Source organism: Ellagibacter isourolithinifaciens, from assembly GCF_008831035.1.
Lineage (GTDB): Bacteria > Actinomycetota > Coriobacteriia > Coriobacteriales > Eggerthellaceae > Ellagibacter > Ellagibacter isourolithinifaciens.
Window position 1 is genome coordinate 30130 of sequence record NZ_WAJR01000014.1, and the last position, 23162, is coordinate 53291.

17 protein-coding genes are annotated in these 23162 nt (G+C 61.3%); 8 read left to right on the forward strand and 9 right to left on the reverse strand.

Features of this window, described 5'->3' with window-relative positions:
* Window positions 1-3: 3 nt before the first annotated feature.
* The 5 genes from F8C90_RS06690 to nifJ all read right to left on the reverse strand — a co-directional run bounded on the left by F8C90_RS06690 (window position 4) and on the right by nifJ (window position 8173).
* Window positions 4-2718 (reverse strand): PD-(D/E)XK nuclease family protein, encoded by a 2715-nt coding sequence (locus F8C90_RS06690; RefSeq protein ID WP_170264579.1) that lies wholly within the window; start codon window positions 2716-2718, stop codon window positions 4-6.
* A gap of 91 nt (window positions 2719-2809) precedes the next feature.
* The gene (locus tag F8C90_RS06695; protein ID WP_158049746.1) at window positions 2810-3019 is read right to left on the reverse strand and encodes a hypothetical protein; all 210 of its coding nucleotides are present in this window, start codon (window positions 3017-3019) and stop codon (window positions 2810-2812) included.
* A gap of 11 nt (window positions 3020-3030) precedes the next feature.
* Window positions 3031-4236, reverse strand: coding sequence for a hypothetical protein (locus F8C90_RS06700; RefSeq protein ID WP_158049747.1), 1206 nt, complete (start codon window positions 4234-4236; stop codon window positions 3031-3033).
* Between the two features lie 108 nt (window positions 4237-4344).
* Window positions 4345-4548 (reverse strand): hypothetical protein, encoded by a 204-nt coding sequence (locus F8C90_RS06705; protein WP_158049748.1) that lies wholly within the window; start codon window positions 4546-4548, stop codon window positions 4345-4347.
* Window positions 4549-4624: 76 nt separating this feature from the next.
* On the reverse strand, window positions 4625-8173 hold the full coding sequence (nifJ, locus tag F8C90_RS06710; RefSeq protein ID WP_158049749.1) for a pyruvate:ferredoxin (flavodoxin) oxidoreductase: 3549 nt from the start codon (window positions 8171-8173) through the stop codon (window positions 4625-4627).
* Window positions 8174-8641: 468 nt separating this feature from the next.
* Here nifJ and F8C90_RS06715 point away from each other — a divergent pair, with 468 nt between their 5' ends.
* The 8 genes from F8C90_RS06715 (at window position 8642) to F8C90_RS06750 (ending at window position 18540) form a co-directional block, all read left to right on the forward strand.
* Complete coding sequence (locus F8C90_RS06715; RefSeq protein ID WP_158049750.1) at window positions 8642-10258, forward strand: ABC transporter substrate-binding protein; 1617 nt, start codon at window positions 8642-8644, stop codon at window positions 10256-10258.
* A 148-nt stretch (window positions 10259-10406) separates the two neighbouring features.
* A complete protein-coding gene (locus F8C90_RS06720; protein WP_158049751.1) occupies window positions 10407-11306 on the forward strand; it encodes an SGNH/GDSL hydrolase family protein in 900 nt (299 codons plus the stop codon).
* Between the two features lie 161 nt (window positions 11307-11467).
* Window positions 11468-12424: an ABC transporter permease gene (locus F8C90_RS06725; RefSeq protein ID WP_158049752.1), complete on the forward strand. Its 957-nt coding sequence runs from the start codon at window positions 11468-11470 to the stop codon at window positions 12422-12424.
* 4 nt (window positions 12425-12428) lie between these two features.
* The gene (locus tag F8C90_RS06730; RefSeq protein WP_158049753.1) at window positions 12429-14450 is read left to right on the forward strand and encodes a dipeptide/oligopeptide/nickel ABC transporter permease/ATP-binding protein; all 2022 of its coding nucleotides are present in this window, start codon (window positions 12429-12431) and stop codon (window positions 14448-14450) included.
* A complete protein-coding gene (locus tag F8C90_RS06735) occupies window positions 14451-15437 on the forward strand; it encodes an ABC transporter ATP-binding protein (RefSeq protein ID WP_246155834.1) in 987 nt (328 codons plus the stop codon).
* A 327-nt stretch (window positions 15438-15764) separates the two neighbouring features.
* Window positions 15765-16709 (forward strand): dihydrodipicolinate synthase family protein, encoded by a 945-nt coding sequence (locus F8C90_RS06740; protein ID WP_158049754.1) that lies wholly within the window; start codon window positions 15765-15767, stop codon window positions 16707-16709.
* A gap of 84 nt (window positions 16710-16793) precedes the next feature.
* Window positions 16794-17747, forward strand: coding sequence for an ROK family protein (locus F8C90_RS06745; RefSeq protein WP_158049755.1), 954 nt, complete (start codon window positions 16794-16796; stop codon window positions 17745-17747).
* Window positions 17748-17856: 109 nt separating this feature from the next.
* Complete coding sequence (locus F8C90_RS06750; RefSeq protein ID WP_158049756.1) at window positions 17857-18540, forward strand: N-acetylmannosamine-6-phosphate 2-epimerase; 684 nt, start codon at window positions 17857-17859, stop codon at window positions 18538-18540.
* Between the two features lie 290 nt (window positions 18541-18830).
* On the opposite strand, the gene nagA is transcribed toward F8C90_RS06750, so the two are convergent.
* From nagA to F8C90_RS06770, 4 genes are all read right to left on the reverse strand, one after another.
* Entirely contained in the window at window positions 18831-19955 is a 1125-nt protein-coding gene (gene nagA, locus F8C90_RS06755; protein WP_158049757.1) for an N-acetylglucosamine-6-phosphate deacetylase, read from the reverse strand.
* A gap of 57 nt (window positions 19956-20012) precedes the next feature.
* Window positions 20013-20738: a glucosamine-6-phosphate deaminase gene (gene nagB / locus F8C90_RS06760; RefSeq protein WP_158049758.1), complete on the reverse strand. Its 726-nt coding sequence runs from the start codon at window positions 20736-20738 to the stop codon at window positions 20013-20015.
* Between the two features lie 81 nt (window positions 20739-20819).
* A complete protein-coding gene (locus F8C90_RS06765) occupies window positions 20820-22937 on the reverse strand; it encodes a cytochrome C oxidase Cbb3 (RefSeq protein ID WP_246155835.1) in 2118 nt (705 codons plus the stop codon).
* A gap of 137 nt (window positions 22938-23074) precedes the next feature.
* A partial coding sequence (locus tag F8C90_RS06770) for an IS3 family transposase (protein WP_158049762.1) occupies window positions 23075-23162 on the reverse strand: 88 nt, incomplete at its 5' end.

Below are 23162 nucleotides of genomic sequence, written 5' to 3' on the forward strand. Positions count from 1 at the left end.
ATGCTATGCCCTTCTTTCTGCGCATGAGAGCACCGGGCACCAGGTGCATGCATGGGGGCTTGAAGGCTCGGGGCGTACGTCGCCTGAAAGCATGCGCTCGACACCGCGGGCGATCGCCTCTTCGGTCCTGTCGAGCAGGTCGGCAAATGACTCACCGTCCCGCGGCGCGAACTCGCATTTGTCGTGACGCATGGAAGGAAGGTGCGGCGACTCGAGTACGGTAGCGTCATAGGCTCCGGTAACGGCGCACCTCTTTCCGTAACAAACATAGAGCGCACCGACAGGGTTAAGCCCGAGCATTCGGCGGGCCACCTGAGCATAGATGAGCGTCTGCACCTTGCCAAGCCTTCCCTCTTCGCGCACGGCAAGCTCGTGTTCTGGGGAAACCGACGCCTTGTAGTCGAGCACCACGGCGTGTCCCCCATCGTCGACATCGATGCGGTCCGCCGTTCCAACGAGCAGATGACCTGCGTATTCTGCCGTTGCACCTTCCGCAACGTTGTATTCCAGATATGCAGGGTGAAACGTCGGCAGAAGTTCGGCCTCGTAATCGAGGTAGTCGAGCAGCTTGCGCTTGAGGGAATCCACGTCGCGCCGTTCGAGCTCCGTCGTGGGAACGAGACGGTTGTCCGAAGGCTTCAGGTCGTATTGGTGCGATTCGTGCCGATCGAGCACATCGCGCATGATGGCACGGGCGGAATCAATTGTTTCGCGCGTCACCTTGGGTGCGACCTCTTCTTGGAAATGGGTGTAGAAGCTCTTGAGCGCACTGTGGGCGAAATCGCCCATCTGCAGCGGGCCAAATCCCTCGTCGAGCCCTTCGAGACGCAAACGGCGCTGGGCGAACCACTTGTACGGGCACTCCAGATAGCTTTCGATCTGAGAGGGAGAAAGGCACGGCTCGTCGACCACCTGCCCTGCCACTACGCGCGGCAACACGACAAGCGGGCGCTTCGACGCCGACACCTCGCCGGGCACGGGAAGCTCGACCATCTCGCATGGCAGGTCACCGCCCGCCATGACGGCATTCTCGACAAGGGTCTCCTCCCCGCGCTCGACGATCCCCTCCTGCAAACAAGCGGGCAACATGAAGGGATTCTTGATGTCGTCGGTTGCGGACGGATCCTCGCGATAGCAGTCGATGAATTCCTCGAGGACGGCGGCGGGATACGTCGAGTCGGCATTCTCGTCGTTGAGGCAACGAACGACAAGGAACGTCTTGCGAGGCGCCGCCAACAGGGCTGTAAACGATCGGCGCATACGAGAGAGCGCATCGTCGTCTGGGAATATTCCCAACTTGGCGAGAAGCGTTGTCGCCGCATCGTCGGAATCGGAAGCGGGGAATGCGGCGCTCGTGAGATCGCACGCAACGGCAATATCGCAGGATGCAGAGGGGAAAGACATCGCGTGTCGATAGTCCGCGAACACGACATCGGCAGGAAAGGCCGCGAGATCGTTACCGCGAGAGCGTCCGTCATCGCCCACGTCCAACGAGCGTGAAGCATCGACGCTCGAATGGGCCAGAAGATCGACGACCCCTTCCATATCGAGGTCGGCGAGACGGGCCGCCGAGGCGACGTCCCGCAGCGACGCCATCGCCGCAAGCTGCTCGCGGCGCCAGGCTTCGGACCTTTTAACCATCGAGCGCACCGCGTCCTCGAGCTCGCCGAGTAGTATGTCGGCGTCTCGTTCAGTCGCGATGTCCTCCATCGCCTCGAACAGGCGGCTCTTCTCGCGCAGCGACGCCGTTATCGACTCGCGATCGATGAGACGGTTGCCGCGAACCTGCGCATCGATGGAGTAGGCGCCCTCGACAGAGAACCCCGAGAAGGGCGAGAGCAGATAATCTGCAAGATCGCCCGAGCGCCAGGCCTCGGATACGAGAAAGCGCCGAAGCGAGAGCATTGCGCGCCCGAAGTCGGTCTGGGCAAAGGGAACGCCTGCGCGAACGGCGCACGAAAGCCCCGCCTCCGCAAGCGCGGGCGCAAGCTTCTCGAACAGGAAAAGGGGCTCCTTACAAGCGACGAGTGCGCCTTCGCGCCCTTCGGCGCAAAGGATATCGCGCAAAGTTGCCGGCTCGGCATAGCGGCCCGAGGGGAAGGCGAACCTCACGAGAACGCCCTCGAGCGCACGACGAATCCCTCCCCCGCCAGGTGCCATACGAACCTTGTAGCTGATAAGCGGACACGCCTCGAGGAATGCCCGCTGCTGCGCCGACAAGGGCGAAGAGCACTCGACAAGCATGCGCAAGGGCCGCGACGGCATGGCGTCTGGAAGTATCTTGAGCGCTTCCCCCGCAAGCACACGACCGGTGTCGCGCAGCGCATCGCGCACGTCGGCGCACAGGCGCAGCACGCGAGCCTGCGCGAAAGTGACCCCGCAATCCTCACCGCGCTTCGCACGGGCGCACGCTTTGTCGAAAGCTGGTATTCCCGCGCTTTGAAGGCAGGCCGTCACCACGCGGGCGCAATCTGCCACAGCCGGGTCCTTCGAGCACAGCGACGCGGAGAGCGCCTCCACCTCGAGAGGGCTCGCGATAACCCGGCCGTCGCCGAAGAGTTCCCAGAGATCGGCAACCCAGGCGGGAAACGTGGCGACCGTCACTCCAAAAAGCGCACGGGGACCGGCCTCGGCGGCAACGCGCTTCCGATAGGAAAGCGCCTCGGCGTATGTTGGGAGCAGGACTACGTCGTATGAAATATGTTCGTTCGTATTCATGGGCTCAGTATACACGAACATATGTACCAATTAAAGAAGTAGCCGAAGATTCTTGCCGTATTTCCCGCCAGACCGGCGGAACGTCCTATCCTCAACAAGCACGCCGGACGACGACGCTTCGCGAAGGGTCGACCCGAGTCTCTATATCGCGGCTTCCGCAGTCGGGACACGTGCGCGAGCCTTCGCCGGGCTTGAGCACGCGCCCGCAGGCGCCGCAGACAAACAGGATGGCAGGAACGCTCACGCCGTTTCCCATCCTGAGCGACCGCGCTTTGATAACAACCTCGCTCGGAATCTTCATGGCAAGGCTCCTTACAATCCGAACAGGTGGTCGGCAGTGTCGCTCACAAAAGCATCCTCATCGAGCACCCAGCCAGCATCGGTCTTGATAAGCGAGAACATGATGAAAGCGTACTCGGAGTTCGCGTGCCCCTTCGCCGTCTCCGTTGCCGCAGCGACCTGCTGCTTTGTGGGAGTGCGCGAGCCCGCTGCGAGCGACCGCGCCGCATCGTCAACCGCCGACACGAAGTTGTATACCGGAACGCTCGCGCAGTCGGCGAACACGTCAGCAGTACCGTCAGTGTAGACGAAGACGTCGTCATCGCCGACCGTGCATGATGCCCCCTCGATGAACCAGCGCGCAAGCTCCTTCGAATCAATGCCCGCATCGTCAGCAGAGAACCCGAACATCTTGACGTATCTCGCATTTATCCCTTGTGCAATGCGGTCGACGATCTTCTCGCGCGAATCGAGCGACGCCAAAGCATCGCGCGCGGACGCAAGCGCCGCAGCCTCGTCGGCTTCATCGTTGGAGAAGCTGTTCATGGAACTAGAAGAGCCGTCCTGGCGCTCCGAGCCCGAGTCCTCAAACCAGCTCGAGGTTTCGTCATCGATCGAATCGAAAACATCCCCCACGCAAGACGCCACACATCCTCCGACCTGGGAGAGCAAGATAAGGGCGATGATGATGCCGAATATGGAGCTGAGGCAGGACTTCTTCTTAGGAGCCTCTTCGGGCGAAGCGGGCTTGCCGCCTTCCGGCCTGACCGTCGCTTGGGGCTTTTTCATTCCCTTGCCGAACGCGTCCTTCGGCCGCCCCGACGTCGTGTGCGCCATCGTTTGGCGCAAGCGGTCGGAAACACCTTTCGGATGGGGATGCTCCTCTAAGAAGGGTGCCGCCGCAGGGCGCCTTCCCGTTCCTGCGGGAGAAGCAGTGCGCGTCGGCGAGCTTCCCGCCTGCGGAGATGCTCCCTTATCTGCACAGGATGCCTTCGGGGACGAGCTCTTGCGAGCCTCCGAGGAACCCGCGGTCGCCTTAGCGGCGAGCTTCTTTTCGAGCTCGCGGCGACGAGCGTCAATGCGCTCTTTCGCAGATACTTCCCGAACGTTAGGCGAAGCGTTGTCCGAGGACTTCCCCGGCCGCCCGGCAGGTGCCGCGGGAGCAGCCGGCTTCGCAGGAGAGGCAGGCACAGCGGGAGCCGCAGGAACACCGTAGCCCTTGTTGTTCTTGTCTGCCATGCGCTCCCCTTTCGATTGCATCTATCGCATGAGAAGCATTATACGGGACGCGCTTTGCCGCACGAAGCTGCGCACGACATTCTTACGTTGACATACGAGCGGGCGCGGCTAAAGCGGCCTCCAACAAAGGACGGCCCAGCGCGTCTCCTGCGTGTAGTCCATCATGATGCCGTCCCAGCTCTCCTGCCATGCGCGACAGAAGATGGAGAAGCGATCCTCGACGCCGGCTTCGGCAACCGCCTGCCGCAGCTCCCCGAGCATTCCGTCCGAGAAATCAACCGCCACCTCGTCTTCCGACGTGCAAAATCCCACATAGCAAAGGAGGGCGCGGCCCCCTTGCGAGAACCGCGCCCTCTCTATGTGCTTCGATATAAGCCCTTCCGCCTCGTTAGTCCTCGGCGTAGAGCTCCTTCAGCTTCACCAAATGGTTGTAGCGCTCGATCGCCGCTTCCTCGTTGCGCTCGAAGAGCTCGGCCGCACGCTCGGGGAACTCGCGCGTGAGTCGGCTGTAGCGCGCCTCGTTCATGAGGAACTCCTGGTAGCCGCCAGCAGGCTCCTTGCAATCGAGGGTGAACTTCTTGCCCGCAGGGGCTGCCGGGTTGTAACGGAAGAGGTTCCAGTACCCGCAATCGACGGCCTTCTTCATCTCCTCCTGGCAGTTCTTCATGCCGCCCTTGATGGCATGCATCTCGCAGGGAGAATAACCGATGATAAGCGACGGCCCCGGATATGCCTCGGCCTCGGCGATAGCCTTGAGCGTCTGCGCCGGTTTTGCGCCCATGGCGACTTGCGCCACGTACACATAGCCGTACTGCATGGCGATCTCGGCGAGGCTTTTCTTGGCAATGTTCTTGCCCGCCGCCGCGAATTGTGCGACCTGGCCGATGTTGGATGCCTTGGATGCCTGGCCGCCGGTATTGGAATACACCTCGGTATCGAAGACGAACACGTTCACGTCCTCGCCGGACGCGAGCACATGGTCGAGTCCGCCGTAACCGATATCGTAGGCCCAGCCGTCGCCGCCAAAGATCCAGATGGATTTCTTCGCAAGGTAATCCTTGTTCGCGAGAATCTTGGCAGCAAGTACCGCCGCCTCCCCTTCGCCTTCCGCAAGCTTCTCGAGCTCGACAACATAGGCAGCGGAAGCGTCCTTCGAAGCCGCGGAGTCATCGCGCGCGTCGAGCCACGCCTGCGCCGCGGCAGCCGCACCCTCGGGAGCGCCAGCGGTAAGCAGCTGCTCGGTCTGCTCGATCACCATCTGGCGGACGGCGGTGTGACCCTGCAGCATGCCGTAGCCGTGCTCGGCGTTGTCCTCGAACAGCGAGTTCGCCCAAGCGGGGCCGCGACCTTCCTTGTTGACCGTGTACGGCGACGTCGCAGCAGGACCACCCCAGATGGAGGAGCACCCAGTCGCGTTGGAGATGAACATGCGGTCGCCGAACAGCTGGGTGACGAGGCGAGCGTAGGAGGTCTCGGCGCAACCCGCGCAGGCGCCGGAGAACTCGAGCAGGGGCTGCTTGAACTGGCTGCCCTTCACAGAGTTGTCCTGGACCTCGGGCTTGTCAGCCACCTTCTCAACGCAGTAGTCGAACACGTCCTGCTCGGCAAGCTCTCCCTCGGCGCCGACCATGGAAAGCGAGTTGGTGGGGCACACGCCGATGCACACGCCGCAGCCCATGCAGTCGAGCGGCGAGATGGCGAGAGTGTAGCGGTAAGTGTCCTTAAGCTTGCCCTTCATAGGGATGGCGACAAGGTTCTCAGGCGCTGCGGCGATTTCCTCGTCGGTGAGCGCATAGGGGCGGATCGTAGCGTGCGGGCACACGAACGAACACTGGTTGCACTGGATGCACGTGGAGGATTCCCACTTGGGAACGCTTACCGCAACGCCGCGCTTCTCGTAGGCGGAAGCGCCCTGCTCGAACTGGCCGTCCTCGTGGCCGACGAACGCGGAGACGGGCAGCGAGTCGCCGTCCATGCGGCCGACGGGCTCCATGATCTCGCGCACCTGCTTGACGAGCTTTGGCTTGCCCTCAAGCTCGGGGGCAGCCGCGTCGCCCGCGGCGTCCGCCCAGTCGGCGGGAACGTCGATCTTCACGAACGCGGTCGCGCCGGCGTCGATCGCCTTATGGTTCATGTCGACGACGGCCTGGCCCTTCTTCAGGTACGATTTCGTAGCCGCATCCTTCATGTATTGGATGGCCTCGGCCTGCGGGAGCACGCCGGCAAGCGTGAAGAACGCCGACTGCAGGATGGTGTTCGTACGCTTGCCCATGCCGATCTCGATAGCCAGGTCGATCGCGTTGATCGTGTAGAGCTGCACGTCGTTTTTCGCGATGTAGCGCTTGGCGTCGGCGGACAGGTGGTGCGCAAGCTCCTCGGGCGTCCACTGGCAGTTGATCATGAAGGTGCCGCCCGGCTTCACGTCCTTCACGATAGGGAAGTCCTTCGTGATGTAGCTGGGGTTATGGCAGGCGACGAAGTCCGCCTTATTAATATAGTAGGGGCTGCGGATCGGGCTGTCTCCGAAGCGGAGATGCGAAATCGTCACGCCGCCCGTCTTCTTGGAGTCGTACTGGAAGTAGGCCTGCACATACTTGTCGGTGTGGTCGCCGATGATCTTGATGGAGTTCTTGTTCGCGCCGACCGTGCCGTCGCCGCCCAAGCCCCAGAACTTGCACTCGATAGTCCCCGGCGCCGCGGTGTTCGGACAGTTGGGGTCCTCAGGCAACGAGAGGTTGGTCACGTCATCGACGATGCCGATGGTGAACTGGCGGCGAGGCTCGTCCTTCGCAAGCTCGGAGAACACAGCGAACGCGGATGCGGGCGGGGTATCCTTAGAGCCCAAGCCGTAGCGGCCGCCGACGACGGTGATACCCGAGCGGCCCTCGATGGCAAGCGCGTTCAGGACGTCCATGTACAAAGGCTCGCCGACGCTGCCCGGCTCCTTCGTGCGATCGAGCACGGCGATCTTCTTCACCGTCTCGGGAAGCGCCGCTACGAACTTGCTCGTCACGAACGGACGGTACAGGCGCACCTTCACAAGGCCCACCTTCTCGCCGTGGGCGTTGAGGTAGTCGATGACCTCCTCGGCCACGTCGCAGAACGAGCCCATGGCAACGATCACGCGGTCGGCGTCGGGCGCGCCGTAGTAGTTGAACAGCCCGTAGTTGGTGCCGAGCTTGGCGTTGATCTGGTGCATATAGTCCTCCACGATGGCAGGAAGCTCGTCGTAGAAGGAGTTGCACGCCTCGCGGTGCTGGAAGAAGATGTCGCCGTTCTCGTGCGAGCCACGCATGGAGGGGCGCTCAGGGTTGAGCGAGTGGTCGCGGAACGCCTGTACCGCGTCCATGTCGCACATATCGGCAAGATCGGCATAATCCCAGCATGCGACCTTCTGGACCTCATGCGAAGTGCGGAAGCCGTCGAAGAAGTTCAAAAACGGGACGCGACCCTTGATAGCGGACAGGTGCGCCACCGGAGCCAAGTCCATGATTTCCTGCACGTTACCCTCGGCGAGCATGGCGAAGCCGGTCTGGCGGCAGGCCATGACGTCGGAGTGGTCGCCGAAAATGTTCAGGGCCTGGGTGGCCACGGTGCGGGCGGAGACGTGCAAGACGCCGGGGAGCAGCTCGCCCGCCATCTTGTACATGTTGGGAATCATGAGGAGGAGGCCCTGGGATGCAGTGTAGGACGTGGTGAGAGCGCCCGCTGCGAGCGAGCCGTGCATCGTGCCCGAAGCGCCGCCTTCCGACTGCATCTCGCACACCTTCACGCGCGTGCCGAAGATGTTCTTCCTGCCCTGGGCGGACCACTGATCGACCAGGTCAGCCATCGGGCTCGACGGCGTGATGGGATAGATTCCCGCCACCTCGGTGAACGCGTAGGAAACGTACGCCGCCGCGGAGTTGCCGTCCATCGACTTGAATTCTCGTGCCATGCTCACTCTCCTCAGATTATTACGGAAGGGCAAAGACGCATGAGGCGTGCCCCCTGCGCCCTCGTGCACAATCTCGTCTGTTCATAAAGACACCTCGAATGGTAGCAGCGCAGGCGCGCTCCACCCGCCTGCAGCGCGAAACGGCGCTTGCAAGGGTTGTTACGCTTCGGTAAATGGGCGCGCCAGAGCACACAGGCAAGCACACGGGGCCCAAGAGGGATGTTTCGGGTACAGAAAGGAACCTCATGGCCACTTCATCGCTGGTCAAACGTGACTAATGAGATAGCAGTGCTTAGAATTGTCCCCCTCGCCAAAACGTTACAACTTTCGAACAAGATGGGCAAATTCCTCTACTTTCCCTTTATTTATTAAGCGATTTCGAAGATAATGTGAAACGTTCGTGCGCAAAAGGAAGGCGCACGAGCATACGGGGGCCGTCCCCGAACGATAAAAGTTGGAGGGTAATCCATGGAACAAGTGAAACTCACTCGTCGCTCCTTCGTCGCCGGCGCCACTGCCGCAGGCGCGCTCGCCGCGCTTTCGCTGACCGGCTGCGGTGGCGGATCTAGTGAAAAGAAGGATGACGGCGCGAAGTCCGACGGCACCGCCAAGGGTGGTGGCACCATCGTTGCTGCTTGCAGCTACAAGAACGCCAACTACAACCCCATCGGCGCAAGCTCTGCCCTCATGCTCCCCGCAATCCAGCACTGCCTCGAGGGCCTCTATGAGCTCAACTACTTCAGCGGCAAGACCGAAGCCGCCCTCGCAGCCGGCGAGCCGACGAAGGTTTCCGACACCGAGTACGAGGTCGCGCTTCGCCAGGGTGCCAAGTACTCCGACGGCACCGAAGTGACCGCCGACGACGTCGTCGCCGTGGTCGAGGCCAACAAGGCCAACGCAACTTACAAGGATATGCTCTCCTTCATCGACGAAGTCACCGCCAAGGACGCCTCCACGGTTTCCTTCAAGCTCGCCTATCCTTCGGTCGACAGCGACAGCTTGCTCAAAGAGCGCCTGTCCCTGTGCCGTGTGTTCCCGGCAAGCGAAATCACCAAGGAATCCATGTCTACCCCGCCGATCGGGTCGGGCGCCTGGGCCTTCGGCGAGTGCAACGGCGAGGACGGCGGCGAGCTTAACTTCGCGCCGAACGCCAACTACAACGGCGCAAAGCCGGCAAACGCCGATGCTATGCAGTGGCTCGTCCGCGTTGACAACACCGCTCGCGTGACCGCCCTTCAGGAAGGCACCGCTGTCGCTGGCGAGAACATCCCGTTCGCCAACAGCGACCAGCTCGTGAACGCCGGCGTCACGGTCGACAGCGTCAGCAGCTACGGCATCGGCTTCCTCATGTTCAACTGCCAGAAGGCGCCCTTCAACGACAAGCGCGTCCGTCAGGCCTTCTTCTACGCCATCGACTACGACAAGCTCATCTCCAACCAGCTCGGCGGCCAGGCGGAGACGCTCACGTCCTACCTGCCGAAGGACAACCCGGCCTACCATGAGGCTTCCACCGTCTACAAGTACGACCCCGAGAAGGCGAAGTCCCTGCTCAAGGAGGCGGGCCAGGAGAACCTCTCCTTCACGCTCCTCGTCATCGACAACTGGATCAAAGATCTCGCTGCTCAGATTCAGCAGGATCTCCAGGCAGTCGGCCTGACCTGCACGCTCGACGTCCAGGCTGCCCCCTATCCGTCGCTCGCCGCCAAGGAAGACAATTCCGTGCTCGATTACGACGTGTTCCTGGCCCCCGGCGACGTGTCCTGCTTCGGCACCAACGCCGACGTGCATCTGGCCTGGTTCTACGGCGAGAACACCGACTGGTGCCAGGGCCGTACCTGCTGGGCGAAGGCCGGCGACGGCAAGTGCACCGAATTCAACCAGTACCTCGACGAGGCGCGCCGCGCCACCGATGCGGGCGCTCGTCAGGAAGCCTACAACAAGTGCTTCGACATCATCGCCGAGGAAGTGCCGCTGTACCCGCTGTTCCACAAGAAGGTTCTCACCGGCTACTGGGCAGACAAGATCGAAGGCTTCGAGCCCAGCCCGACCACCGGTCTGTACTTCCAGGACGCAAAGCTCAAGTAAGCTCGCGTGACAGCCTGCTTTGCATTGCGCGAAAGCCCGCCTCCCCCAGGCGGGCTTTTTTGTTGCGAAACAACCGCGAAACGCGGAAAGCGGGCAAGCGCAACTATACTGGTTGCATTGCAGTCGAAAGAGGGAGGAAAGGTTTCGCATGAAGCGACTTTTTTCAGTGTACGGGGACTCCATCAGCACTTACGAGGGAGTGACCCCCGATGGCTGGAGCATTTTCTATACGGGCGAGCAACGTGAGGCGACGGGGGTGCAAACGCCCGCCGACACCTGGTGGATGCAGGTCATCAACCACTTCGACGGCGAGCTCCTCGCAAACGCGGCATGGTCGGGCTGCGTGTGCGAGGGCAACGTGTTTCCCCAGGGCGCAAGCGAGCGCCGCATAGCTGCGCTCGAGCGCGACGGGAAGACGCCCAACGACATCCTCATCTACATCGGCATCAACGACTACGGGTGGGGATCGTCCTACGCGCAGATTTGCGGCGGATCGCCGAACGCGCCGGCAGAGCTTGTGGCGAGCTGTCCCGACAAGGGGAAAGTCGCGGGACTCGCGCCCGACGATGCAGTTGAGAAGTTCGCGAGCTCGTATCGCAGCATGCTTCGCACCATGCGCGAGAAGTGGCCGAACGCGCACATCTGGGCAGCAACACTTCTCCCCGGGCGCGTGAAGGGCGCGGAGAAGTCGACCTCACCTCGATGGTTTCGCGGCATCTGCGTCGACGAGTACAACAAGGCCATCCTTGACGCCGCAGCTGACGAGCCCAACTGCACGCCCGTCGACGCGGCGGCCCTCGGCTTCGACTACGAGGCGATCGATGGTACGCACCCCACGAATCGCGGCATGAAGCAGCTTGCAGCGATGTACATAAGGGGAATGGAAGCCGCGGACGAAGCTCTCCCCCGCACCCCTTACGAGGGAAGCGAGCTGCTAACCGACGACATGAGGACCGTCGAATTTTGCACGAAACCCTGCGTCGGGTGCGAATACGCGAAGGGCACGGGCAACAACTGGTGGCACGTTTGCGAAAAACAGCTGCGATAACGCTAGCCGAGTTATGCGCTTGCGATAAAAAATGGACTTTGCCATGAGACCGACCGTTATAATGCTAGGTTGGCAATTCTTGGGCGCGGCACCGCTCGAAGAGGTGCCGAACAATATTTAGGAATGCTCTCACGAGCAGAAATCGAAAGGAGGGGACATCAGTGAATAACCTGTTGCGATTGATTGGCAACCGCCTGATTTGGCTGCCCATCATGATCTTCGGTGTCACCGTTCTCGTCTTCTTCCTGATGTCGTTATCGCCAATCGATCAGGCGTACTCAGCCCTGGGCGAAAACGCGTCACCGGAACAACTTGCAGCCTACCGCACGCAACACGGCCTCGATGACCCTGTTGTCGTGCAGTACTGCAACTACATGGCGGGCTTCTTCCATGGTGACCTGGGAACCTTCGGCCCCGCAAGCCAATCCGTCGCAGGCCGCATCGCAACGGCGCTGCCTATCACGCTGCAGTTGGGGTTCTTCGGCTTCATCATCGCGATCATCGCGAGCGCGATCTTGGGCGTCATCTCGGCGCTCTATCGCGATCGCTGGCCTGACCAGATCATCCGCATCTTCTCGATCGCCTGCATCGCAACGCCGTCGTTCTGGCTCGCCGTGCTGTTCATCCTTTTGTTCTCTTCCACGCTGCACATGCTCCCCGCATCCGGCGCGCTTCCCCCGCTGACAGAAAACCCCGCCGGCTGGCTGGCCCGCATGGCGATGCCGGGCATCGCGCTTGCCGTTCCCCTTACCGGCCAGATGACGCGCATCATCCGCACGTCGATGGTCGAGGAACTCGACAAGGACTACGTGCGCACCGCCCGCGGCTTCGGCATCCCCTACGGCACCGTCGTCGCGCGCAACGTGCTTCGCAACGCGCTCATCACGCCGGTCACCGTGCTCGGCCTGAAGTTCGGCTACATGATCGGCGGCGCTGTCGTCTTGGAGGTCATCTTCTCGCTTCCCGGCATGGGCATGGCCATCCTTTCGGGCGTCACCTCGAACTACGTCATGCTCGTCCAGGGTGTCGTCCTCGTCGTTGCCATCACCTTCATCATCGTCAACGTGATCGTCGACATGCTCTATATCCTTATCGATCCGCGAATCAGGACGGTGTAGCACCATGGCTCAACTTCGTGGCAACCTCACTAAGAAGATGGAGGCCGGCGCCGGCAAAGTGCGCTTCCGTCGTTGGAAGAACATGACGATCGGCGCGCGCATCTCGCTTGTCGTGCTCATCGCGATCATCGCCGTCGCCATCCTCGCCGACTTCATCGCCCCCTACGATCCCTACGCAATCTACACCTCGTTCACCGCGCCCAACGGCGAGCACCTCTTCGGCACCGACGACAAGGGACGCGACGTTTTGTCGCGTCTGATGTGCGGCGCCAAGTACTCGCTCACCATCGGCTTGGGCGCCACAGCGTTCGCGCTCGTGGTTGGCTCCATCATCGGCGCCATCGCCGCCGTTGTGCGCCAGCGCATCTCCAACATCATCATGCGCATCCTGGACATCATCATGTCCTTCCCTGGCATCGCGCTCGCCGCAACCTTCATCGTCGTATTCGGCAACAGCGTACCCTCGCTTATTTTCGCCATCGGCTTTCTCTACATCCCGCAGATCGCCCGCATTGTGCGCGCGAACGTGATGAGCGAGTACAACCAGGATTATGTGCGCGCCGTCGTTGTCTCCGGTGCTCGCGCCCCCTGGATCCTCTGGAAGCACGTCGTGCGCAACTGCATCGCCCCGGTGCTCGTGTTCACCATCGTGCTCGTCGCCGACGCCATCGTGTTCGAGGCATCGCTTTCCTTCATCTCTGCCGGCATCCCCGAGCCAACGCCGACGTGGGGCAACATCCTCGCCGACGCGCGCAACGGCGTGCTCGCCGGCCGCTGGTGGCAGGCGCTGTTCCCGGGCCTTATGATCATGATCACGGTGCTCTGCTTGAACATCGTCTCCGAGGGCATCACCGACGCGATCGCCGCCCCGAAGGCCGCCGTTAAGGTCGACGAGAACGATCTTAAGGGCGACCGCGAGGCCGACCGCATGGTCGCCGACCCGACGCTCGCCTACGCTGCCCAGGCCGAAATGCTCACCAAGCGCCTCGACGCACTGCGCAAGGTCGAGCTTGTGCGCACCGACCGCTTCCCCGCCCGCACCGACGTGCCGCCGATCCTCGAAGTGAAGGACCTCTGCATCAAGTTCCCGCGTCATGGCGACGTGAACGTCGTCGACCACGTGAGCTTCGTCGTCCGCCCGCGCCAAACCATGGGTCTTGTGGGCGAATCCGGCTGCGGCAAGTCCATCACGAGCCTCACCATCATGGGCCTGCTCGACAAGAAGGCGCAGATCTCCGGCGAGATCCTCTACGACGGCAAGAATCTGCTCACCCTCTCCGACAAGGAGATGAACGAACTGCGCGGCCGCGAAATCGCGATGATTTATCAGGACGCGCTTTCGAGCTTGAACCCGTCGATGCTCATCAAAGCGCAGATGAAGCAGCTCACCAAGCGCGGCGGCACCCGCAGCGCCGAGGAACTGCTCGAACTTGTGGGTCTCGACCCCAAGCGCACGCTCGACTCCTACCCACATGAGCTCTCCGGCGGCCAGCGCCAGCGCGTGCTCATCGCCATGGCGCTCACGCGCGACCCGAAGCTCGTCATCGCCGACGAGCCGACGACCGCCCTCGACGTCACCGTGCAGAAGCAGGTTATCGACCTTCTGAACAAGCTCCAGCACGAGCTCGGCTTCGCCATGGTGTTCGTGAGCCACGACCTCGCCCTCGTCGCCGAGGTCGCGAACTCAATCACCGTCATGTACGCAGGCCAGGTTGTGGAGCAGGGCCCCGTGAAGGAAATCCTCACCAACCCCGTGCACGAGTACACGCGCGGTCTTCTCGGCTCGGTGCTCTCCATCGAGGCAGGCGGCGATCGACTGCACCAGGTTCCTGGCAGCGTTCCCTCCCCGAAGGACTTCCCCGAGGGCGACCGCTTCCGCCCGCGCTCGAGCCACCCGGACAAGATCTCGAACGTACGCCCGATGCTCAAGCGCGTGAAGGGCACCGACCATTACTATGCCGAGCTTCCCGACAGCGAGCTGAAGCGCGTGGGAATCAAGCCCTACCTTCCGGGAGGTGCAGAATAAATGACCGAGAAGAACAACCAAGCGGCGGAAATCGTCGAAAAGGACCTTGTCGCCGCTGCAAGCGACACAGAGTCCGTGAACGACTTCGAGTCTGCAGAAGGCCGCATGCTTATCACCGAGCAGGAAGACGCGAAGGGCGAAAACGCGCCTACGAGCACCGCAGCAGACAGCAGGGACGAGAAGACGCCTATCATCTTTCTTGACGATGTGCACGTGATCTTCAAGACGCGCACGGGCTCGATTTTGCACCCGAACAAGGTGCACGCGGTGAATGGCCTTACCCTGAAGCTCATGCCAGGCGAGACCATCGGTATCGTCGGTGAGTCGGGTTGCGGCAAATCGACCACGGCAAACGTGATGTGCGGCCTGCAAGCGCCCACGTCGGGGCACGTTTACTTCAAGGGAACCGACGTCACGAAGCGCACCGCAGCGCAGCGCCGCATCATCGGCCGCGTGATCTCGGTCGTGTTCCAGGACCCGGCGACCGCGCTGAACGCCCGCATGAGCGTGCGCGACCAGCTGACCGACCCGATGGTCGTGCACAACGTGGGCGATGCGAAATCTCGCGAGGCCCGCGTGCATGAGCTCATCGAGATGGTGGGCCTGCCAGAATCCGTTCTCGATGCGCTGCCCGGTCAGATGTCCGGCGGCCAGCGCCAGCGCGTGGCCATTGCTCGTGCGCTGTCGCTCAACCCTGACGCCATCATCGCCGATGAGCCGACGTCCGCACTCGACGTCTCGGTTCGCGCGCAGATTCTGAACTTGCTCATGGACCTGAAGAAGCAACTCGGCCTTGCCATGGTATTCATCAGCCACGACATTCAGACAGTGCGTTACATCTCCGACCGCATCATCGTCATGAACCACGGTCAGGCAGTCGAGCGGGGAACCGCCGAAGAGGTGTTCAACCACCCCAAGGACGACTACACGCGCCTGCTTCTGGGCGCGGCTCCCTCGCTTCTCCACCCCAATCTTGGGAAAGAGTAAGCGCCGAATCAGCAAGAACGAAGGGCGACTCGCAAGGGTCGCCCTTTTTGTTTGCGAGAGACAGGAAATCCCAATCCCAAGGATGGATGTGGGGTGCGTTTCGTGCTCAAACAGTCCTGCTCGCGCAAACAGCCCACTGGGCTGTTTGGCTCGTGTGGAACTGCGCGCGAAACGCACCCCACATCCATCGAGCGTCATATGGAGTTGCGTAAAACGTTCTTCCCTCTCCTCTTTTCGTGTGATGAAAAGCGGCCTTTCCTTGACGCGTTTTACCTGCGTGCTATGCTTTTCGAGTTTGAAACAAGACCGTCAAATGAAAGGCACGGCATGGACACCAAAGAGTTCCACGGCGTAATTCCCCCCGTGGTAATCCCCCTGAACGAAAAGAAGCAGCTCGACCTCGAGTCGTTCGAGCGCTCCATCAACCGCATGATCGACGCAGGCGTGAACGGCCTGTTCTTCCTGGGATCCTCGGGCGAGGTCGCCTTCCTCACCGACGCTCAGCGCTATCACGTGCTACAGGAGGCCGTGGCCATCGTGAACCATCGCGTGCCCGTTCTCGCCGGCGTCATCGACATGGAAACGCTGCGCGTCATCGACCAGTGCAAGCGCGCGAAGGGCTACGGCGTCGACGCGCTCGTCGCGACCGCACCGTTTTACGCGCTCGGCGGCCCGCGCGAGGTCGAGCGCCATTTCCGCGACATCCGCGAGAACACCGATCTGCCCCTGTTCGCCTACGACCTGCCCGTGTGCGTGCACACCAAGCTCGATCCCACGATGCTCGTAAGCCTCGGCAAAGACGGCGTGCTCCAGGGCGTGAAGGACTCCTCCGGCGATGACGTCTCCTTCCGCTGGCTCGTGCTCGAAAACGAGGACGCCGGCCATCCGCTTCAGCTGCTCACCGGCCATGAGGTCTGCGTCGACGGCGCTTACCTCGGCGGCGCGGACGGCTCCGTTCCCGGTCTCGCGAACCTCGATCCGTTCAGCTACGTCGAGCAGTACAAGGCGTTCCAGGCGGGCGACTGGGCGAAGGTCAAGGAGCTGCAGGATCACCTCGCACGCCTCATGTTCCTCACCCGCGTCGTGAAGGCGACCGTCGGCTTCGGTGCCGGCGTGGGCGCGTTCAAGACGGCACTGTGGCAGATGGGCGTGTTCAACACAAACCAGATGCGCGAGCCCGTCCAGGCGCTCGAGGGCGAAGATGTCGCAGCCATTGTCGAGGTCCTCAAGAAAGCTGGCCTCATGGACGCCGATGCACCAATCCGCAAATAACGTCACCTGTAAGAGGAGCGCGGCGTGCAAGGGCTAAAGGTCCGCGCGCCGCGCTCTTTTCTTTCGAGCCATTCAAGGAGCAGCATGGCAACCTTTCCTGCGAACTGCGAATTTCCAGCGCGCGTCGTCGCAATCGATGTGGGCGGGACCAAGATCACCGGCAGCATCGTGCGCTACGATTCCGCCGAAGCCGAACCCGTCGTGGAAGATTCGCGCACCGTGGCGACCGAGGCGATGAAGGGCGGAGCAAGCGTCCTCGACAAGATTTGCTCGCTCGCTTGCAACCTCGCCGCATGCGCCCCCTCCTCCCCTCTCGGCATCGGAGTGGGAACCGCCGGGCGCGTCGACGCGAAGTCGGGAGATATCGCCTACGCGAACGACCTCATGCCGGGCTGGGGCGGACAGCCGCTTGCATCGGCATTGCATGAGCGCTCTGGCCTTCCCGCCGCCGTTTTGAACGACGTGCAGGCTTATGCGGTGGGTGAAGCCCGGTGGGGCGCCGGGCGCGGTGCCGATACCTGCATCATGATTGCCGCGGGAACCGGCGTCGGCGGCGCCGTCATCGCACATGGCCGCATCGTGCGCGGCAAGCACGGCTTCGCAGGCGAGGTGGGTCATATGGCATCTTCCGTCGCCACGGGAATACCCTGTGCATGCGGCGGAAGCGGACATCTGGAAGGCGTCGCCGCAGGCAGCGGCATCGAAGCGCGCTTCTTCGAGGCCACAGAGGAACACCTCTCCGGCGCCGAGATTTCCGCACTCGCCGCAAAAGGCGAGCAGCCCGCTCGACGCATCATCAAGGAAGCGGGCTTTGCGCTCGGCCAGGCCATCGCAGGACTGACGAACATCCTTGATCCCGACATCGTCATTTTGTCAGGATCGGTGGTGAAAGCCGGCGCAGAATGGCGCGCGGAGCTGCAACGAGGATTCGACAGCCAAATTCCCGCAATTCAGCGCGACCTGCCCATCGTCGATGCCGAGCTCGGCGGTGCCGCTCCGCTCATCGGCGCAGCGGAGAACCTCATCGACTCGCTATAGGACCCTTGCCCTGCTCTGACGATGGCCAGGCAAAACGCACGAGCTGCATGCGCCATCGCAGCTCGCACCCAACCCGACGCATATCTTGTAAATCGCAAAGGAGCATCTCATGATCGATCCCGTTATCCAGCAGCTCAAAGGGAAACTCATCGTAAGCTGCCAGGCCTATATGGGCGAACCCCTGCGTCACCCGGAGACTATGGCTCAGATGGCGCGCGCCTGCGAGCTCGGCGGTGCCGGCGGAATCCGCTGCCAGGGGCTCTCCGACATCTCCGCCATCAAGGGACGTACCGAGGTGCCCGTCATCGGCATTTGGAAGGAAGGCCACGAGGGCGTCTACATCACCCCGACGCTGCGTCATGCGCGCGCCTGCGTTGCCGCAGGTGCCGACATCGTCGCAGTAGATGCCACTGACCGCCCGAGACCCGACGGCAAGACGCTTGAAGACACCGTCCGCCCGCTCAAGGAAGAAGGCGTGCTCGTCATGGCCGATTGCGCGACGATCGAGGACATCCGTCATGCCTTCGCCATCGGATGCGACATCGCCTCGACCACGCTCTCGCATCCCGGCGCCGCCATCGATTGCGGCATGGCCGACGGGCCCGATGTTGCGCTTATGCGCCAAGCGACGACGGAATTCCCCGACAAGCCCGTCATCTGCGAAGGCCGCGTCCACACGCCCGCCGACGCGAAGGCCGCCATGGACGCCGGCGCCTGGGCAGTCGTCGTGGGAACTGCCATCACGCACCCCACATCCATCACGAGCTGGTTTGTGGAAGCGATCGAAGGGTAAAAGTACGCCGAATCGAGTCAATCCTGGCGCAAAAGTCGAGGTGTCCCACTCGGTAGTAAGGGACCAACAAGAAATCCCAGGTCGAGCAAGCGCTTGACCTGGGATTTCTTGTTTTAGAGCCTGCTCGAGTCCGTCGCATTCCCCAATTCGAGTGCTCTACCCGCGGGATACCTCGGCTTTTGTGCCAAAATCGTCCTCTCAGGATGCACTTTTTAGCAGCGAGGGTTAGTTGTCGTTTCTCGCTTATTCCGCACACCCCCTGCGCGCCTTTAACCCACCTAGGCTTTCCTTTAGAACAACAGCTTCCCTCGCAAGACGACGTGCTTTACCCGAAGATCCCCGTCGAGCACGACGGCATCGGCAATCTTCCTGGGCGCAATGCTCCCACGCTCGTCCTCGATTCCGAGCGCCTTCGCGGGCGTCATCGTTGCGGCGCGAACCGCATCGGCCAAGGGGATTCCCATCTTCGTCACCGCCGTACGCAAGCACGCCATGACGCTGCTCACACTGCCCGCAAGCGACCCGTTCTCGATAGTCGCGCGATTGCCGTGCACGGTGAACAGCTGTCCGCCGAGCTCGAAGGTCCCGTCGCCCAGCCCGCACGCGCGCAGCGAGTCGCTGATCAAAATCATGCGCTCGGGGAAAAGCGAGAACGCGAGGCGAACCATCGAAGGCGCGATATGCACGCCGTCGGCGATAATCTCGCAGGTCACGTCGCGGCGATCGGCGGCAGCGGCGATCGGACCAGGCTCGCGATGATGCAGCCCCGGCATTGCATTAAACAGATGGGTCATATGGCGCGCACCCGCATCGAAAGCGGCGGCAGCCGTCTCGTAGTCGGCACACATGTGAGCAAGCGACACGCGCACGCGGTCAGCCGCCTCGCGAATGAACTCCAGGTTGCCCGGTTCCTCCGGCGCCACATCAACCAGCTTGATCTTTCCGTTCGCCGCCTCTTGCCAGCGTTCGAATTCCTCCATTGTCGCACCGCGCACGTACGACGGGTTTTGCGCGCCGACTTTCCCCGGCGAGATGAAGGGACCCTCCATGTTGATTCCGACAATCGCGGCCTCATCGTCAGTACCAGAATGCTCGGCAATCGATGACACGATAGGAACCAAACGCTCCTCGGGAAGCGTCATCGTCGTCGGGAATAGGGCCGTAACGCCCTGAGAAGCTTCGTAACGGGCGATTGCGGCGATTCCCTCATCATCGGCGTCACAGAAGTCATGCCCCACCGCTCCGTGGAAATGCACATCAATGAGACCGGGAACAACCCAGCAGCTGGAAGCGTCGATCGTCTGACCTGGCGAGCGCTCCCCTATCGGCTCCTCCGCGAAGACACCACCCTCGACATACACGTCGCGCGCGTCGAACCCTGCACCGCTGAAGACCTTGCCGCCAGAAATAATCATACGCTTCCCTTTCCCACATCGCCCATACAACCCAGGCCGCCAAGCCACCAGACTCGGCTAAAGCGCAGCCGCCGCCTCCTTGTCGAGCACCACCGTCACATCCGGGTGCAGCTGCAAAATGCTCGCAGGAACCTGCGGAACCACTGGCCCGCGAAGCACGTCACGAACGATTTCCGCCTTGCCTGAGCCATTCACCACGAGAAGAATCTTGCGCGCCTTCATGATGGTGCCGATACCCATGGTGTACGCCTCGCGCGGCACCTCATCGGCGGAGTCGAACAGGCGGCTGTTCGCCTGGATGGTGCTCTCCGTAAGCTCGACGCAATGGGTGGTCACAGGGAAGGAATCACACGGCTCGTTAAATCCGATGTGCCCGTTGTGTCCCAAGCCCAGAAGCTGCAGGTCGACACCGCCTGCTTGCGTAATTGCCTGTTCGTATGCATCGCAAGCCGCCTGGGCGTCCTCCATCGAACCGTCGGGGACATGCGTCTTCTCGACGTCGATATCGACATGGTCGAAGAGGTTGTCCTGCATAAAGTAGCGGTAGCTCTGGTCGTGAGTTCCAGGCAGTCCGCGATACTCGTCAAGATTGAACGACTGCGCATTCGCAAAGCTGATTTCGCCTGCGTCGCACGCGCGCACGAGCTCGGCATACAGGCCAATCGGGGTCGTACCCGTCGCGAGGCCAAGGACACTGTCCGGCTTCGCCTTCAGCTGCTCCGCGATCACGTTCGCCGCGGCAACGCTCATCTCCTCATAGTTTTCGGTAACTACTACGTTCACGTCAGTTTTCCTTTCCAACCAGCGGCCCACGGCCACTCCTTCGCCTTAATTCGATGCAACGCGCATGCTGCAGCGCACTCGTTATGTCCAGAACAGTACCGTCTCAAAGAAGCTCGAATACGCCCATGAATACACGTCAGAATACCATCCCGTTTCGGGAACGAAGCAAATGAGCGCGCTATAGAAAACGCTCACCGCCACAAGCGCGAGAAGCACTTTGGTGAATACCTGTGCCATTGTCGAACCTGGCACAAGATTCTCGTTCACAATGAAGACGAGAAGCACCGCGGCAGCCAAGAACATGAAGCTGAAATCGGCATAGTAGCGCTGCAAGATTCCCGCCATCTCCGCATCAAGCAGCGCGACGATGACGCCCGCTGCGATCAGCACCACAATGACGCCCATGGTTGTGCGCGTCGAGCGCTGAGAAATTCGCAGCTTCAGGATGCGGGAAGCGAACGGAAGCACCCAAAGCACCGGAAGGCAGGCCAGCACGCCGCCGAAGGTGACTTCTTTGATAGTCTGCCCCATGTAGGTGGTCTCAAACGGCGTCGGCTGCAGGAAGGGGAACACCCCCGTCACACATGGCGGCTGCAAAAAGTACGTAAACAATGCGGGAGCCAAGCGCCCCACGTTCATTCCGCGCTTCGTCATGTCGTTGACCGTGAGATTGTAGTTCGCGCCGAAGTCGGTGAGGGACCCGAAACGCGCATTGTTATACAGCATGATGCCAGCAGCGACCACGACATACGGCGCTATTAAGCAAGCGAATTCTCGAGCGCCGCGCCTCGTGAAAAGCCGGCGCTCGGTGATGTAGCGACGCCAGAACAGCGGGAAGGCAAGAAACGACAGCAGCACGAGCTGAGGTCGGCACCCCGCAACAAGCGCCATGCATAGCGAGCCCGCCAGATACCATCCACACGGCCTCTGCGAGCCACGACCACACATCCACAGATAGAGCCCCCAGACAGAGAACGCCAGGCCGCACGCAATCGGCAGCGAGTAGAACGTCGGAAACTTCACCAGATACAAAATGCCGCAGCACGTGACAAGGGCAATCTGGAGGAGCAGATACAGCCCAAGGCTCACCTGCTTGAAATGGTAGCGAGCAAAGCGATCGAGCAAGGCCGAGCACCCCAGGATGAAAGCAATCACTGCGAGGAGCACGCCGATAGCCGTTGGGAAACTTGCGCCTGTCGCCAGATAGAACGGCAAGTAAAACAAAAGCACCGGAACCACACCAAAGTACACGTAATAGTGCCCCTGGTAGTAAGCGACGTCGAACAGGTACGGCTCGCCCGTCTCCTTCTGTAACTCATCACGAGCGCCCTTATCATAGGGATCGTCCATCTGCTGAAGCCAGTCGGGCGGTTCCTCTTCCAGATAGAGCTTCCCCTGCGACATGGATTTGGCGAGCTCGGCATACTGCTGCGCATTCTCACCGCCGACCTCAAACGGGTTCGCAATGCTATGGCCGTCCCACGATCCGAAGTTGTAGGTAGACGTGGCAACGCCCACAAGGTTGGACCCCATGAAGAGAAACGACGAGATGAGCACGACCTCAATCGCGACCGCGCAGATGATTCCCCCCTTCGAGAGCTTTGGCCGGCGAGCAATGCTCACGCGGTAAACGCTCGAACCAGGTCGGAAGAGATACGTAAACGCCAGGAGTCCGATCACGCCGAAAAAGCGAAGGAAGTTGAATGAAAACGGCCGATGGGCGTTCAACACGAGACTTGTCAGGCGAACCGGGTAGTTGGTCTTCTCGTTGCCGACAAGCTCGATTCGAAGATTCTTAACGTAGCCCGTAGTGTTCAGATTCACGTACTGGCTCTCCGGCACCATGGTCGAGATGTCGACCTCGGGAACACCGAGGGTATATTCCGTCGTATCAAAGTATGTTGCGTGGGCATCGTCGGTGAACTGAATCTTGAAAGTGAGGTTTTGCGCGGGCTGTTCCCAATCGAACTTAAGGTACACATTGTGGACTTCAGTGTTCAAGTTGGAGAACTCAATGACGTTGTCGACTTCGGTAATCTTATACTGCTCGTCGCTTGATTCCTGCAACTCGAGGGAATCGCTTAAGTCAATCGAGTTGTAGCCTAGCGACTTATAGAAGTTGATGTTGAACACAAAAACTTCGAGGAATAGCGCAATTACGATAATGACAGCCGCCACCTTGGCGATATGCGCAAGCAAAGAACGCCTCGGGAGGACCCGAGACTCATACAGATACGTGATATTCCTTCGGAGCGTTGGCATGACTCATTATTATAGCGGAGAAAGGCCCCGCTCAATGAACTGCATCCCAATTCTTGGACGGGCTAATTAGCGGCCTACGCCGCACATAGGGACTGATTCCGGAACTCCTCCGGGGTCAGTCCCTTTAGTTTAACCTGCCTCCTTCTCGTGTTCCAGTGGATG